Genomic DNA, 15,274 nt, shown 5'->3' with positions numbered 1-15,274 from the left:
TGAATAGAGTGTGAGTAAAGAAGAAATCTTTGAATATGTGCAACAGCAATATGGAACACTCCCAGAATATCTATGGAGCAAATGACATTTTGGAAGAATACAGAAAGTGTGAGTAAAGAAATTATGGAATTGTTGAAAACAATCAGAGGAGACATTACAAAAATTACAGATGTTCAGGCAATCGTAAATGCTGCGAATAATTCACTTCTTGGTGGCGGAGGTGTGGATGGAGCAATTCACAGAGCAGCAGGACCAGAACTTTTGGAAGAATGCAGAACATTACATGGATGTGAGACAGGGAAGGCAAAAATTACAAAAGCATATAAGCTCCCTTGTGAGTATGTTATCCATACAGTAGGACCAATATGGAATGGTGGGAATCAAAATGAAAAAGAATTACTTGCAAGCTGTTATTTATCTTCTATGCAGCTGGCACTGGAACACAAAATCAGAAAAATCGCATTTCCGTCAATTTCTACAGGAGTGTATTCATTTCCGGTTGGACTTGCAGCAAGAATTGCAGTAAATACAGTTGCTGGATTTTTGAAGGAACATCCAGATGATTTTGATCTGGTGGAGTGGGTTTTGTTTGATGAACATACGGAATTGGTTTATGCGATAGAAGTAAATGCGCATAATAAAGGAATATAGAAGATGAGAATATTGATGTTAGGAAACAGTTTTACAACGGCAAATCATATGCCGGACATGTTGGATGAGTTGACCGGTGCAGAGATTGTGCAACATACCCGTGGAGGGGCACGATTGGCAGAGCAGTTAAATCCGAAAACAAAGATGGGAAAGCGTACACAGGAAGCTTTGCAAAATGAAAAATGGGATTTTGTCATTTTACAGGAAATGAGCAATGGTCCAATTACATCAAAAGCCAGTTTCCTTGAAAATGCAGAAAAACTCTGTGAGAAGATCAGGGAGAATGGAGCAAAGCCAGTTTTTTATGCGACCTGGGCATATCAACGTGGAGGAAAGAAGTTGGAAACTTTTGGAATGGATTATGATGAGATGTATCAGAAACTGTATGAAGCTTATCACCTGGCAGCAGATAGAAACCATACTTTGATTGCAGATGTTGGAAAGAAATTTTATGAACTTTCAGATAAAGTAAATCTTTATGCGGATGATGGGTGCCATCCAAATGAAAAAGGTTCCCAGATAGCAGCAGAGATAATTGCAGAAGTCTTGATGAATTGAATAACGTGATATGAAAAAAGCAGCTTGATTATCGAGTTAGTTACTCTCGGTTCAAACTGCTTTTCTTTTGGGCTTTATCTCTCATACAGGAGTATTGTCATCATCAAGTTGAAAAATATCGGCTATCTGGGATTCTATTTTTATGAAATCGTGGTGCCACAGGCAAAAGAAACTGCTTTGTCCATGGCTGCGGATGGAATGAAAGCTGAAAAAATAGCCCACTATCTCAAAGTAAGTGTTGCGATGGTTCAGAACTGGATCGATGAAAGCATGAGTGTTGTACAATAATTTAATGATATAATGAAGAGAAGCTGCCAGGAGAGAAGAAAAATCTCTTGGTGGCTTTTGGGAATTAAACCTATGATTTTTTTGTAAAATAGTGAGAGTATGATATCATCCTGCATATCTAACTTCCATAAATTGTCTTTCGTTATCAGAAATTGGTGGATTTTCCAGCGCTTTAATCCAGTAGATTTCTCCATCGCATTCTAACTGAATATACATCTTTTCGTTTATGAGTGCGCATTTAATGATTTTTGTTAATGATCCGGTTTTCAGTGTCGTGTTCACCGCAGTAGCATCTGGTCTGGTATATGTCGGAAGATCACTGTTTACTGTGAAATATCGGCTGCTTCCGTCTGCGGAATATATTTCTTTATAGGAGCCATATCTGCTTGTCGGAACAAATTTTCCATTGACATATTTGTAGGTGAAATTAATTGCATTGATACCAAGAGAATAAGAAACGATGCTCTCTGTAATTACAATCTTATTTCCTTTTAAGTTGGTAACTTCGCCTATGCGATGGTTTCCGTATCCTGCCATAATTTCAGTGAAATCAAGGGCCTTTCTGAACTTTCCGTTTGTGTATTTTAATAATGCACATACAGGTCCGTCACCATTATCAGCCGGTGCATAGAGATATAAAAACGGCTGTCCATTTTTCAATGTATAAATATTTGCTATAACATTATAAAAACGTGTATTTTTTAATCTGTAAGCTGTTTTTCCATTAACCGATACAGTAAGTGATGTATATGTTTCATCGTCGGTTTGATTGGCTGCTCTGATTCTGATTTTATCTTTCGTTCCATCACCGGTAACATCATATGCTGTGTATGTCCGATTTGCTTTTAATAGGACCACATCTGCCGCTGCTTTTACGGGTCTGGAAAAAATAATTACAAAACCAATTGCCAGAAACATGGTAAGCACAGAAATAAAATTGTTTCTTTTTCTCATAAAACATGACCCCTTTCGTGTAGGAATTGCTATAATTTTTATATTTTTATTGTATCATTGTATATGTGCAAATTGTATTTTTTAAGTTACAAAATCCTGAGATAATTTTATGAGAACCAATCCTCTTCCCTATGCATCTAATTAGTGTAAAAGTAAAAAGTAAACACGTGTAGTAATCCGGCTGGACAAAAGGAGAAGACAAAGTTATGACAAAAGATGTATTTATTAAGGAGGTTCGGGATGCAGAAGCCATGCTGTATCATATATCAAAGTCCATTCTGAAGAATGACTCTGATTGTGGGGATGCTGTGCAGGAAACAATTCTTAAGGCATATGAGAAACTTCCCACCTTAAAGAAAGAAAAGTATTTTCGAACATGGATCACAAAGATATTGATCAATGAATGCAATGGGATTCTTCGGAAAAGAAAAAATGTTATTCCATATGAAGAATATATGGACAATATGAGGCTGACTGAGGAGGACAGATACAGTCATCTGTATATGGCGATTATGGAACTTCCGGAGGATCTGAGGATTTTGGTAACATTGTATTATTTAGAAGGATTCTCACAGAAAGAGATCAGTGAGGCTCTGGATATTCCGGAAGGAACGATTAAAAGCAGACTTTCCCGTGCAAGAGAGTTTTTGAAAGCACAGTTATCCGATGAAGAAGAGAAAAGACCGATGCCTGGGAAAAACAGCAAACTATCAAAGAGAATAACAGGAAAGGGGAAAATGTCATGTTAGAGAACAAATGGAATAATATAGCACCGGAAGTACCACAGGATTTTCATGATAAATTTGAAGAGACACTGAGACATATTGAGCAGGCAGATGCAGTTGATAAAAAATATAAAAGAAAAAGATTCAGTGGCCGATTACTGATTGCAGCAGCAGTGATCTGTACAGGCATGGGAGTAACAGTGGCGGCAAAAGAGTTCTTTAAATGGAATGACCATCTGTTAAAAAGATTGGAACCCTCTGAGGAACAGCAGGAAACGATGCAGGAATCAAACTATATTCAGAATATAGACCAGTCTGTAACACAAAATGGTGTGACGGTTACCCTGACAGATTCTATTCAGGATCAGGGATTCCTGTATGCTTTTTTTGAAGTGAAAACAGAGGACAGTATTTCTATGACTGATCATACTTCTTTTGAGGAGATGACACATTTTAAAATTGATGGAAAAGAAGTATATGCAGAAGATGGTGACAGATTTGGAAGCCTGAGTACAGGTGTGAGCCAGGATAATCTGCTGAACTATGATCAGGATTCGGCACATTCTAAATATTTCACAGCAGGGATTTCTTATGACAGTGATTATAATCTGAGTAATAAAACTGTAGAAATCACATTGAAGAATCTTACGGAGGAAGGGGATTATGATAAGACTGTTATTACAGATGGAACATGGGATTTTAAATGGACTCTGGGTGCAGTAAAGCCTCCGACAACTCTGGAAGTGAACCGGAAATGTGATTTTGGAGGTTATGAAATCACAGTGAAAAAAATGGAAGTAACGCCCCTTTTATGGTCATTATATCTTGATTATGATGAAGCTATGAAGGTGTATGAAGATGAGAAAAACAAGTTTGAGTACACAGGTACAGATTATGGCATGGATCTTTATGGCAGAGCTAATATTGACCAGGTGCGTTATAAAGATGGAACGGTTTTAACACTCAATCTGACCATGGGAGGCATCGCTGGCGGTGGAGAAAAACAGGATAAGGAAAATGGTGTCATGATCATCAGAAACAGCTTCCCGCAACTGGTTGATGTAGATAACCTGCAGGCGGTACATTTTGGGAACATTGACCAGTGGCTTGAAGTGCGGGAATAAAAGTTTTTTTCGGTGATATAGAAAAATCCTCCCATAATTAGATAATGAGAAAATACAAAAAGAACCGATACAGTCTTTGCATGATATGATATCGGTTCTTTTTGGCTAAGTCTGCCAACTATGAAATTTTGTTTATATATTAACGCATCCTGTTCATGTACAGGAAACGGATTCTAGCGTATACTGAAATTATTGATTACAAGGTCTACATGAACTGCAAATACAGATTCCGGGTTATATCCGGAAGCCATATTTTGCACTTACCGGTAAAATCTGTAATAGTTGGCATAAAAGTTCATTACATATTCGATATAAGCTTTAAATCTTTTCATTGTCTTTTCCTCCCTTTCTTTATCTTATGGCTGTATTATAAAGCAGGTTGACCGGTATTTCCTGCCAAATAGAAAGAAAAAACAGACAAATCTTGCAAAAAGGAGATCAGGTAAATGTTTCCTGTATATGAGGAGAAGAAAGAAAACCTTCATTTTAGAAGTAAAACGTCCAGACATGCTTCCCCACACCTTCATAATTCCATAGAATTTATATATATTACAGAAGGAACCCTGGAGCTTGGGATGGGGCAGGAACTGTATCATATGGATAAGGGGGACTTTGCAGTAATCTTTCCGGATGTGATCCACCATTATCAGGTGTTTTCACCAGGGATAAACAGAGGCTGGTATCTGTGAGCAGGGATGACGCTGACAGGACAGTTTGCAGATACTCTTCAGAAATCATGCCCTGATAATCCAGTAATCACATCGAAGAATTTACACCCGGATATCCGGACAGAAAAACACCCCCTGGAATATTCACACTGGATTCAAAGAGCAGTCCGTCTGTGCTGCGAGGTGAAATGACAGCAAATGGAACCTATTCTTATGAACAGCCGGTAACGTACTGGATGCCATTCAATGGAGGAATTGGCTTTCATGATGCAGACTGGCAGCCATATTTTGGTGGTGACAGATATCTTACAGGTGGTTCTCATGGATGCATCAATCTTCCCCCGGAAAATGCCGGACAGCTTTGCAGTCTTATTCAGTATGATGTCCCGATAATTTGTTTTTACTAATTCTATATTCAAGATGTACAGGACAGGAGCTAAGTTGTAATGCAGTTGGCTCCTGTTCTTTATTGCCCTTTGTGTTCTGCCAGACGGCTTTAATTAATGTGTTTCCAATCTGCCGGAGGGAATTATGCCGTGTATTAAAATTAGGTAATGTAATTGAAGAAAAGGTATGATATCATATGGGCAACAAATTGAATTGTGTGTGGAGGTGATGGTTGTGAAGAAAAAAGTGACAATAGTGTTGGGCATTATTAGTATTGTTGCTATAAGTACAATGATTATGTTTTCAATATATAAGTCTTCAGAAGCCTGTCGAAAAGCAAATGCCGCGATACAGTGGGATTGTTCTGTAACCTGTGCGGAAGAGTCAACGCCTGATTCTTATGTAATTACATATTCCGATGCAAAAATTTTATCCAAAACAGGCGTGTTGACGGTTCAGAACAGAAACGATTTTGACATTATTGTGTATTTGCTCTGCGAAGGAAAACAGGAACTCGTATCTGGCAGGATTCCTGCGGGTGGCTGCTATTCTTTTATGAATGTTACAGATGAAGAATACACGGTAGGCATCCATGCTGATGTTGATGAAAATACGGATATAAAAGTATTTGTATATGACGGAAAAGACACCGAACCATATACAAGATAATTGATAAGACAAAGAAATATTGAAAAAAATATTCGCAGATATTTTGGGATATGAAGTTCAGGAATGGATAATGGATTTAGAAGCATTAGGAATTCACTCATATGACTTGGATGATCTGGCACAAACACAGAAAATATTCCACTGCCGATAAAAAAGGCAGCTTTTCCCTATATCCACACGCCATAGGTATCGAAAACCTATGGCGTTTTTTATAAAAATTTTTTCTTGAAAGCAAATGGCTGTTTTTCAAGTCTAATAATTATAAGAAGAAAAGGAGGTACTTTATGGATGCTTTAATAACAGAAGCTAAAAATGGAGATAAAGAAGCATTTGTCAGATTAATCCGGATGAATAAGCAGAGCCTGTATAAGACGGCCTGGATTTATCTTCGGGATGAGCAGGATATTGCTGATGCCCTGCAAAATACAATCCTATCCTGCTATGAAAATATACAGAGACTGAGAGAACCGAAGTATTTTAAAACCTGGCTGATGCGGATCCTTATAAATGAGTGCAAGGACATTCTCCGCCAAAAGAACCATGCAGCAGAACTGGATGATTTTGCAGAAGGTGTACATTGTGAAGAACTGAATCTCTGTGAATGGAAACAATTGCTTTTATGCCTGGATGAAGAAAGTAGGAAAATCGTGGAACTCTATTATTTTGATGAATTTTCAGTTAAGGAAATCAGTGCCCTTCTTGAAATGAACAGCAATACCGTATCAACCAAACTTTCCCGGGCAAGAGCAAAATTAAAAAAGGTGATCAGGAGGTGAGACTATATGAAAGAAATCAGAAGGATTTTAAAAGAAGAAACTGCAATACCGGAAAATATTGATAAAGCCATGGAAGATGTTCTGAGCGGAATTTTAAATTCCCCAGACGAGAAAACAACGGGGGCTTTAAGTAAAAAAACAAATGGAGAAAGAACGAAAAATTCAGGAAATAAGAAAAAAATAATTCGGATTCTTCTTCCGGTAGCTGCTATATTAGGAGTTAGTACTGGCGTACTTGCAACAAATATCGGACGACTGTATAAAGAACTTGAACAACAGGGGGTCGCTGAACAGGAGGCAGCTCAAATGGTTGTCACAGAACCTGAGTCAACTGCAGAAAATGTGGAAAATATTACTTCTTATCCAATAACTTCCGAGACGGTCGATTGGAATCAGTCCATGCTGACTGTTAAAGAAGCGTATTTTGATGGCGGCGGTTTAAGTTTTGTGGGAGAACCTTCCAATGAGGCAAAGAATTATATGATCACTTGCCGTGATCATGCAACGGTGAATGGAAAAGATGCACTGGCTTCTTTGAATAAAATAGAAGGAGAAGATCTTTATTATGGGCATATTACTTTGTATGATGACGCTTTGATTGAGAAAATATTAAAAGAAGATTCTGAAATAGAACTTTCCATGACTATTCAGGCATATCCTGTTTATGACGGTAAGATTTATTATACCTGGAAAGACGCTGAAGCTTACGAAAAGATTTTTAAAACTGGTTCTTTTACAGATTCAGAAGGAAGGGTTTCTTATGCACTTCCTGCGGAGGACGTTTACAGAGGATATACGCCTCAGACTCTTACGTTAACCCTTCCATTAAAGGATGAAGTAAGGGACATCATTGAAAAATATAGAAAAGAAGGGAAATTGCAGGCTGCTGACACCGGAGTAGAACCATCTTCGGGTGAGGGTACGCAGAACACAACAGATTTGGAAAGTTCGTCAAATACTACGAGTGTAAATGAAAAATATGATCCGGAGAAAACAATGTTGCAGGTAAAGGAAAACCATGTAACAGCTTCTCTGCCAGGGAAATCAGGAACCCTTACAATAGAAGCTGATATTACCGGAAATACTGATGACGTTTCAAAGGGAGTTCTGAAAAAATGCAATATATCAGAGAAAGACATCTGCTCCTGGTTTGGTGGGAAAGATGGATGGGAAAAATCTGTAACAGATGAAACGGTCTGGGAAAATAAAGAAAAAGGACTGCAGTTATTTATTTCGGATGGGATGATAGAGTGTGATGGATTAAGTGAAAAAGATATGGGATTTTTAGGCGAGAATACGGAAGATGAGAAATTAAATATTATAAATCAACTGTTTTCCAAAGCTGATTTATCTGGAACTTCTGTAAGAAAACCAATTAGCGACATGACGGAAGGATATGATTATTACGACATAGAAGTTCTGTTGAATGGAATACCGGCAGGTGGACTTTCTCAGTATCATTATCAGGGAAGCACAGGATTTGGTCTCAAGCCTGAAGACTGCTATTTCAAAATACCGATCCCGCTTCAGGTGAAAGAGAAAGAAACAGTTACTATGCTTCCAATGGAAGAAATTATGAAATCGGTGGAACAATATGTAAAAGAAGGAAAAATCGGATTTTTTACGGAAGAGGACACGACGGAGAAAACAGAACCAATCACGATTCCAGTTACGAAAATCCGCCTGAAATATTATATTGATGAAACCGCAGATGGACTTGTTTACAGGCCTGTATGGAGTTTTTGCTGTCCTTACCAATGGAAGGATTCACCAGAAGAACAGGAATTGTTTTATATAGACGGAGAAACCGGAGCTTTGATCCGGGACGCATTCGGATGGTAGACAATCATAAACAAGATATCTGCAGAGTAGAAAATTATTTACACGCCATAGGTATCGAAAACCTATGGCGCTTTTTATGCCCATTTCTGAAGGAGTACCGGAAATAAAACTGGCAAAAGTAAAAATGAAGAGTATTCATGGTACAGCTTCCATTCCTTATTTTTGCTGATATGAAGCAGGCAGAAAGCCAGGAAGACGATGTATCAATTGAAGGTATGAGAATCCTTTTGGCCGAAGACAATGAATTGAATATGGAAATTGCGGAATTCCTTCTGACAAATGCAGGAGCAGTAATTATAAGGGCTTCAAACGGCAAGGAGGCTGTTGAAGCATTTGCAAAATCAGGTGTTGGTGAGGTCAATGTAATTCTGATGGATATTATGATGCCAGTTATGGATGGCCTGGAAGCTACCAGAGAAATACGTACAATGAACAGAAGTGATGCATCTGCTGTTGTGATTATAGCTATGACAGCAAATGCCTTTGCAGAAGACAAGAGTAAAGCGTTGAAAATGAATCTGTATACACCCTTGGTTTCGCAGTCAGATTATCAGGCACATGAAAGCCAGAGTGTTCTTGAGAAGCTTTATGGGAATTCACTAAAAAAGTTTGTAACTTCACTTTATCATGGAAAGAAGATCAGCTCGGAAGAAGTCCAGGATCTCAGTGAATTTCTTAAGAACCTGGAGGACAGGGAGGAGTAGCGAATTATGGATGTTCTTGTTCTGCACATTCTGAAACTGAATATTATTGCAGCAGTAGTAATTTTACTGGTAAAAGTGCTTGCGACTCTGTTTAAAGGACGTGTATCAGCGAGATGGAAGTACTTTATCTGGCTGTTGATTACGATAAGCCTTTGTGTTCCGGTGCGCCTTCCGGAGAATCTGGCACTGGTGGATTTCAAAGTACTTAGAAGCAGTCAACAGAATACGCAAAACCCGAAGATAACGGATTACGCAGTCAGACCAGAGGAAAGTCAGAAGATAACAGAAACCGTATCATCTGCGAGCAATGACATGAAAAATCTGACAGAAATCCCGGAACAAAAGAGAACTGTCAGGTACGAATCAGATAAATGGCTGGGAATTGTGGCTGTGATTTTTGCTGCTGTCTGGCTGAGTGTAGCGGTACTTAAACTGACAGGAGAATTGCTGGCATATTATTTTTCTATAAGGAAGCTGGAACGGATGAGTCTGCAGGTAAGTGATCCGGTGAGTATTCAGATGTACCGTGCAGCGTGTCAAAAGAAGCACGTACGCAGAATACCGGAGCTCAGGCAAAACGCAGGTCTTACCACACCGCTTCTTGCAGGACTTTTACATACAAAATTGTATCTACCAGCAACCGGATATTCAGCAGAAGAAAGAAAACTTATCTTTTACCATGAACTTACACATTATTGCCATCGGGATCTCTGGTATAAGATGCTCCTTCGAATTTGTGCATCGATATACTGGTTCAATCCCTTTCTTCTTATCATGCTGAAAGAAGCGGATAAGGATATTGAGAATCTGTGTGATACAGCAGTTGTTCGCAGAGTTAATAAAAGGGAACATAAATTATATCGACAGCTGCTTCTCAGAACAGTGGCCATGGAAAATCAGATTCCATATGTGACAGCAAGTCTTAATGACAGCGAAATGGTGTTTAAAGATCGGATTCTGTATATGGTGAACATTCGGAGACTCCGCAAAGGAATTCTTCCGGGAATTCTTGTGACGCTGCTACTTGCAGGCGGTAATCTGGTATTTAATGTTTCTGCCGGGACAGATACAGTTTCAGTAGAGACGGAGAAGTCTGGTATTGAAAAAAATGCAGATCCAGAGAAAAATAATGTACCGGATTATGCACCGTTTTCTGAAATGGTAACTATGCAGAAAACTGCTGAAACACAGGACGAAGGAGGAGTGACAGAGAATACAGATACAGAGGATTCTGTAGACGAAGAGGAAAAAGCGGATGCGGAAACAAATGATGAACCTGCCATGGAAAACAGCGGACAGGTAAGTGAAACGACCGATGATGGAATTACCTCTGACAACAACGGGTCTGTTTCATCTTATGAGAGTCTGCCAGCAGGCGTACCATATACCAGTGGATTCAGTACTGCCTCCGGTGTAGCATCAATTGTAGCACCGGATGGAGGAGATGAAGAATCCAGAGTTCTTTACGATAACGGAGATGGGACCTATTCTGATGATTATGGGAGCCGATACAGTTATCAGGGAGATGGAAACTGGGCAGATGCCAATGGAAATTCATATCGTACCTGGAATGACGAAGATTATTATTCCGGAAACCAACTGGAACAGCATGAACTCCAGGGCAGTAACGGTACTGTTAATGTAAAAGAAACAACAAACGGAGATTATTATTATCGTGACGCAGATGGGGTCGGATACACAGACAATGGTGACGGTACCTGGACGGATGAGAATGGGAACATCTATACAGAATAAAAGAAAGCGTTTTTCGAAACCAAAAGGAATCGAAAAACGCTTTTTCATAATTTAACGGATAGAGAGCCTTTGAAATATATCATAACAGTAAGAACTGGATATAATCCAAGCCGCTTGCAGGAAAACGGTTTTCAAGTGTATACAGTAAAAAAGGATTTACATGAAATAGGAATCATAGCTATGCAGACATCATTCGGACATTCAGTTCCGGTTTATGACATTGAGAGGAAAAATCCGCAGATGTACAGGTTTTGACGCAGAATTATATGATGAAATGTTTTTTTAAAACGGATTTCTTTATATATGTACAATGTATACATAAAAAACTGATATGTAATCTGCTTTAGCGATTTTGAGTTGCCTAAAATTGAAAGTTAGGAAAATCTTAATAATTTCGCATGCAATCCATTGTGAATTTAGATGCTGTATTTGTTATACTTAATCGAGTACAAGCAAAAAGGAGAGTTGAAAATATGTCTGAAAAGATACTAATTATAGATGACGAGCAAGATATAGCGGATCTGTTAGAGGTCTACTTGAAAAATGAAAATTACATCGTTTATAAATTTTACTGCGCAACGGATGCCATGTCGTGTATTGAAAGCGGCGATATTGATCTTGCCATTCTGGATATTATGCTCCCGGATATGAACGGCTTTTCACTTTGCCAGCTTATCCGAAAGAAATACACTTATCCAATCATAATGCTAACGGCTAAAATTGAGGAAACGGATAAAATAACAGGACTGACATTGGGAGCGGACGATTATGTGACAAAACCTTTTCGCCCACTTGAAGTAGTTGCCAGAGTGAAAGCGCAGTTAAGACGTTACAAGAAATATTCGCCCGGTATCATCACAGAGAAAGTTCCATCGGAACTTTCCTATAACAAATTGTGCTTGAATGTACAGACCCATGAATGTTTGTTAGACGGTGAGCCGGTTTCTCTGACACCGACAGAATTTTCTATCCTCCAGGTTCTTTTGGAAAGTGCTGGTAGTGTTGTAAGTATTGAGGAACTGTTTCATGCAGTTTGGAAAGATGAATACTACTCTAAAAACAGCAGCACAATTACTGTGCATATCCGGCATCTGCGTGAGAAACTGAAAGATACTTCCGATACTCCACAGTATATTAAAACGATTTGGGGTGTTGGCTACAAAATTTAAGCGAAAGGAGTACGCTATGAAAAGAAAATCAAATTGCTTCGTAACCATTTTATTCTTAATTTATCTGGCACTCTTGGTTTGGATCATACTTTTCAAACTACAATTTTCAATCAGTGATCTGGACAAGATAAGAAGTATAAACTGTATTCCTTTTCACTATGATAAGGAAATTGGAGCAGCATTTCATTTAACAGAGGTGCTCGAAAATGTTTTGATTTTTGTGCCTATGGGTATCTATCTTCAAATGCTGATGCCAAAAGTAAAACTATATGTGAAGATAATGATGATTGCAGGAACCAGTTTTTTGTTGGAAACCACGCAATATGTTTTAGCAATCGGACGTTCTGATATTACCGATGTACTCACAAATGCGGCAGGCGGTCTTTTGGGGCTTGCTGTATATTCGATGGCAGCCCGGTTAATCGGAAATAGAATAAAAGCAAACAGATTGTTTTCCATTCTGGCAGGCATAGTAAGTGTTGTCGTGATTAGCCTGCTTGGCTTTCTTCTGTTTGCTAATCGGTAGGAGGTGTATTCTCATGTCGAAGAAAGAAATGACAACAGAAAAGCGCCTTAAAGTGCGCTTATACCTATCATTGCTGGTTTATACCGTTGTTGGATATGGTTTGACCCTTATCTTGGACTACATCTTTTCAAAATTTGACAACGGTATTTTTGCATGGCTCTACTGGCGGCTCGATCTGCTTTTTATTTTGTATCTGATGATCGGCTTTGTATGTATTTTCAATTACTATTGGAAAAAGCCGTGGGGCTATCTGGATGAAGTAATTGATGCGACCCAAACGGTCTATGAGCAGAACAATTATACTGTATCATTGTCTGACCCACTGAAAGAATTGGAGGCACAACTCAATCAAATCAAAATGTCTGTTCTGTTGAGCAAACGGGCTGCAAAGCAGGCAGAAGAAAAGAAAAATGAAATTATTATGTATCTGGCACATGATATACGCACCCCTCTCACAACGGTAATCGGCTATTTGAGCCTGCTCCATGAAGCCCCTGACATGCCTGAACAGCAAAAGGAAAAGTATGTAAAAGTTGCGTTGAATAAGGCAGAACGCCTTGAAAAGCTCATCAATGAACTTTTTGAAATTACCAAGTACAATGCACATAAGGTCATTATCAAAAAAGAAAATGTAGATTTACATTGTTTGATTGCGCAGGTAATAGATGAAATATACCCGACACTCTCTGCAAATGGCAACACGGCGGTATTTACTGCGGAGGACAACTTATCTGTGAACGCTGATCCCGAAAAGCTGGCGAGAGTTTTCAGTAATCTTTTACGAAATGCTGCGTCATATAGTTACCCGCAGACAGAAATCACTATATCCGCCAAACGGTTAGAGCATGATATTCAGATCACTTTTGAAAATCATGGAAAAACAATTCCACAGGAACAGCTTAACAGTATATTTGAAAAATTCAATCGCTTGGATGATGCTCGGCTTTCTAATACAGGTGGTGCGGGACTTGGTCTTTCTATTGCGGAAGAAATTATACATTTACATGGTGGAAAGATTACTGCATCCAGTCAAAACGAAACCATAGACTTTGTGATCACATTACCCCTTTCCGTTTAGGAAAATAAGAATGTGATCTTAGGAATTGCTTAGGAATTTAAGCGTGTGATTTTTGAGATTGAAAAGCCCTTGTTCGGTACAATGATTATCGAACAAGGGCTTTTTATTGTTCAGCCGAAGCAAAAGAAAGGAGTGTAAGCATGGAACTGAAAATAGAGCATTTAAGCAAGCAGTTCAAAGACAAAACAGCAGTAAATGATGTCAATCTGACATTGACTCCCGGCATTTGGGGACTTTTGGGAGCGAATGGTGCAGGGAAAACCACACTCATGCGCATGATTGCTGATATTATGACACCAACCAACGGAGCGGTTTACTATGACGGAAAAGACATTCGAGAGTTAGGTGAAGCTTACCGAAGCAAGTTTGGCTTTCTGCCGCAGGACTTTGGGTATCACCGGGATTTTACGGTCAAAGATTATTTGGAGTATATGGCTGCGCTGAAAGATATTCCTACAAGGGCAACCACCCAAAAGATCAATCATTTGTTGGACATTCTTTCGCTCTCCGATGTGAAAAAGAAAAAAATCTCCAATCTGTCAGGCGGCATGAAGCGTCGTGTTGGTATTGCACAGGCTATGTTGAACGACCCGGAGATACTTGTCATGGACGAACCGACAGCAGGACTTGATCCCGGAGAGCGCGTGCGTCTGCGGAATTTCATTTCCGAGTTTTCGCATGATCGAATCGTGTTGATTTCCACCCATATCGTATCTGATATAGAATATATTTCTACGCGCAACGCAATTATGAAAGCCGGAGAAATTGTTGATGTTGGAACTACCGCAGAACTTGTCAAGCGGATTGAGGGCAAGGTTTGGAATTGCATAATTCCGACCTCAAAGCTGCCGGAATGTGAAATGCGGCTGCGCATTATCAATCAGCGAGGCGAAGATCACAATCAGGTTTCTATTCGTTATCTGTCCGAACATTCGGAAATTGATGGGTCTGTCACAACGGAGCCACGATTGGAAGATCTGTATCTGTGGTTGTTCCCGCAGACAGACTTGGAAAAGGAGGACAGATAATATGCGGCTCTTTAGACTTGAACTAAAACGTATTTTGAAGTCACGGCGCACCCTGATTTTACTTGCAATCGCACTTTTGCTTTCCGTAGCCATGGCATACCTGCCTATTTCATTTGAGGGTATTAACCGTCCAAACGAAGATGGCACGGTTACAGAATTAGATGGCTTGGCAGCTATCAAGTACAAACAAGATTTATATAAAACATCCGCTGGTGAAGTGACTCCGGATAGGATCAAATCGGCTTTGGAAACTTATCAAAGCTGCGTTCGAGAATATGGGCCAGTCGAGGAAGAGGGCTTTCCTCTGGCTGTATTTATTGAATAACTGCGCGTCGCATTCTCGTTACTTCAGTGATGAGTTAGACGCGCAAT

General features: G+C 39.3%; 17 protein-coding genes and 2 pseudogenes. 18 read left to right on the top strand and 1 reads right to left on the bottom strand.

Annotation, left to right across the window (positions count from 1 at the left end):
- Nucleotides 1–123 precede the first annotated feature (123 nt).
- From G4417_RS11980 to G4417_RS11970, 3 genes are read left to right on the top strand one after another with little or no spacing between them, the layout of a single operon-like run.
- The gene (locus tag G4417_RS11980) at nt 124–651 is read left to right on the top strand and encodes an O-acetyl-ADP-ribose deacetylase (protein WP_022380889.1); all 528 of its coding nucleotides are present in this window, start codon (nt 124–126) and stop codon (nt 649–651) included.
- Between the two features lie 3 nt (nt 652–654).
- Nucleotides 655–1,209 (top strand): SGNH/GDSL hydrolase family protein, encoded by a 555-nt coding sequence (locus G4417_RS11975; RefSeq protein WP_022380888.1) that lies wholly within the window; start codon nt 655–657, stop codon nt 1,207–1,209.
- A 24-nt stretch (nt 1,210–1,233) separates the two neighbouring features.
- A complete protein-coding gene (locus tag G4417_RS11970) occupies nt 1,234–1,497 on the top strand; it encodes a hypothetical protein (protein ID WP_147419030.1) in 264 nt (87 codons plus the stop codon).
- A 105-nt stretch (nt 1,498–1,602) separates the two neighbouring features.
- Here the strand turns inward: G4417_RS11970 and G4417_RS16990 are convergent, their stop codons facing one another.
- Nucleotides 1,603–2,451, bottom strand: coding sequence for a hypothetical protein (locus tag G4417_RS16990; RefSeq protein ID WP_243872138.1), 849 nt, complete (start codon nt 2,449–2,451; stop codon nt 1,603–1,605).
- Nucleotides 2,452–2,657: 206 nt separating this feature from the next.
- Between G4417_RS16990 and G4417_RS11960 the strand changes: the two genes are divergently transcribed.
- From G4417_RS11960 to G4417_RS11890, 15 genes and pseudogenes are all read left to right on the top strand, one after another.
- Complete coding sequence (locus tag G4417_RS11960) at nt 2,658–3,200, top strand: RNA polymerase sigma factor (RefSeq protein ID WP_008703681.1); 543 nt, start codon at nt 2,658–2,660, stop codon at nt 3,198–3,200.
- On the top strand, nt 3,194–4,300 hold the full coding sequence (locus G4417_RS11955) for a DUF4179 domain-containing protein (RefSeq protein WP_173683585.1): 1,107 nt from the start codon (nt 3,194–3,196) through the stop codon (nt 4,298–4,300). The genes G4417_RS11960 and G4417_RS11955 overlap by 7 nt, the downstream gene beginning before the upstream one ends.
- Nucleotides 4,301–4,746: 446 nt before the next feature.
- Entirely contained in the window at nt 4,747–4,989 is a 243-nt protein-coding gene (locus G4417_RS11950) for a cupin domain-containing protein (RefSeq protein WP_173683584.1), read from the top strand.
- 71 nt (nt 4,990–5,060) lie between these two features.
- Nucleotides 5,061–5,375, top strand: a complete 315-nt coding sequence (locus G4417_RS11945) for a L,D-transpeptidase (protein WP_330598308.1) — start codon at nt 5,061–5,063, stop codon at nt 5,373–5,375.
- 208 nt (nt 5,376–5,583) lie between these two features.
- Nucleotides 5,584–6,024 (top strand): hypothetical protein, encoded by a 441-nt coding sequence (locus tag G4417_RS11940; protein ID WP_173683583.1) that lies wholly within the window; start codon nt 5,584–5,586, stop codon nt 6,022–6,024.
- A gap of 284 nt (nt 6,025–6,308) precedes the next feature.
- A complete protein-coding gene (locus G4417_RS11935; RefSeq protein WP_025577142.1) occupies nt 6,309–6,800 on the top strand; it encodes a sigma-70 family RNA polymerase sigma factor in 492 nt (163 codons plus the stop codon).
- 6 nt (nt 6,801–6,806) lie between these two features.
- Complete coding sequence (locus G4417_RS11930; protein ID WP_243872137.1) at nt 6,807–8,642, top strand: hypothetical protein; 1,836 nt, start codon at nt 6,807–6,809, stop codon at nt 8,640–8,642.
- Between the two features lie 137 nt (nt 8,643–8,779).
- The gene (locus tag G4417_RS11925; protein ID WP_243872136.1) at nt 8,780–9,346 is read left to right on the top strand and encodes a response regulator; all 567 of its coding nucleotides are present in this window, start codon (nt 8,780–8,782) and stop codon (nt 9,344–9,346) included.
- A gap of 6 nt (nt 9,347–9,352) precedes the next feature.
- On the top strand, nt 9,353–11,101 hold the full coding sequence (locus G4417_RS11915) for a M56 family metallopeptidase (RefSeq protein ID WP_173683582.1): 1,749 nt from the start codon (nt 9,353–9,355) through the stop codon (nt 11,099–11,101).
- Nucleotides 11,102–11,143: 42 nt separating this feature from the next.
- Nucleotides 11,144–11,329 (top strand): annotated as a pseudogene (locus G4417_RS16985) (abortive phage infection protein); the annotation flags it as partial.
- Nucleotides 11,330–11,574: 245 nt separating this feature from the next.
- The gene (gene vanR / locus G4417_RS11910) at nt 11,575–12,270 is read left to right on the top strand and encodes a VanR-ABDEGLN family response regulator transcription factor (protein ID WP_173683581.1); all 696 of its coding nucleotides are present in this window, start codon (nt 11,575–11,577) and stop codon (nt 12,268–12,270) included.
- Between the two features lie 16 nt (nt 12,271–12,286).
- Nucleotides 12,287–12,796: a VanZ family protein gene (locus G4417_RS11905; RefSeq protein ID WP_019162095.1), complete on the top strand. Its 510-nt coding sequence runs from the start codon at nt 12,287–12,289 to the stop codon at nt 12,794–12,796.
- A gap of 13 nt (nt 12,797–12,809) precedes the next feature.
- Entirely contained in the window at nt 12,810–13,874 is a 1,065-nt protein-coding gene (locus tag G4417_RS11900) for a sensor histidine kinase (RefSeq protein WP_173683580.1), read from the top strand.
- A 140-nt stretch (nt 13,875–14,014) separates the two neighbouring features.
- Complete coding sequence (locus G4417_RS11895; RefSeq protein ID WP_173683579.1) at nt 14,015–14,902, top strand: ABC transporter ATP-binding protein; 888 nt, start codon at nt 14,015–14,017, stop codon at nt 14,900–14,902.
- Nucleotide 14,903: 1 nt separating this feature from the next.
- Nucleotides 14,904–15,224, top strand: a pseudogene (locus G4417_RS11890) (ABC transporter permease); the annotation flags it as partial.
- Between the last annotated feature and the right edge of the window lie 50 nt (nt 15,225–15,274).

Origin of the sequence: Blautia wexlerae (assembly GCF_013300825.1) — a bacterium.
Classification (GTDB): Bacteria; Bacillota; Clostridia; order Lachnospirales; family Lachnospiraceae; genus Blautia_A; species Blautia_A wexlerae_B.
The sequence above is the reverse complement of the archived record's forward strand: the minus strand, read 5'-3'. Positions and strand labels throughout refer to the sequence as shown.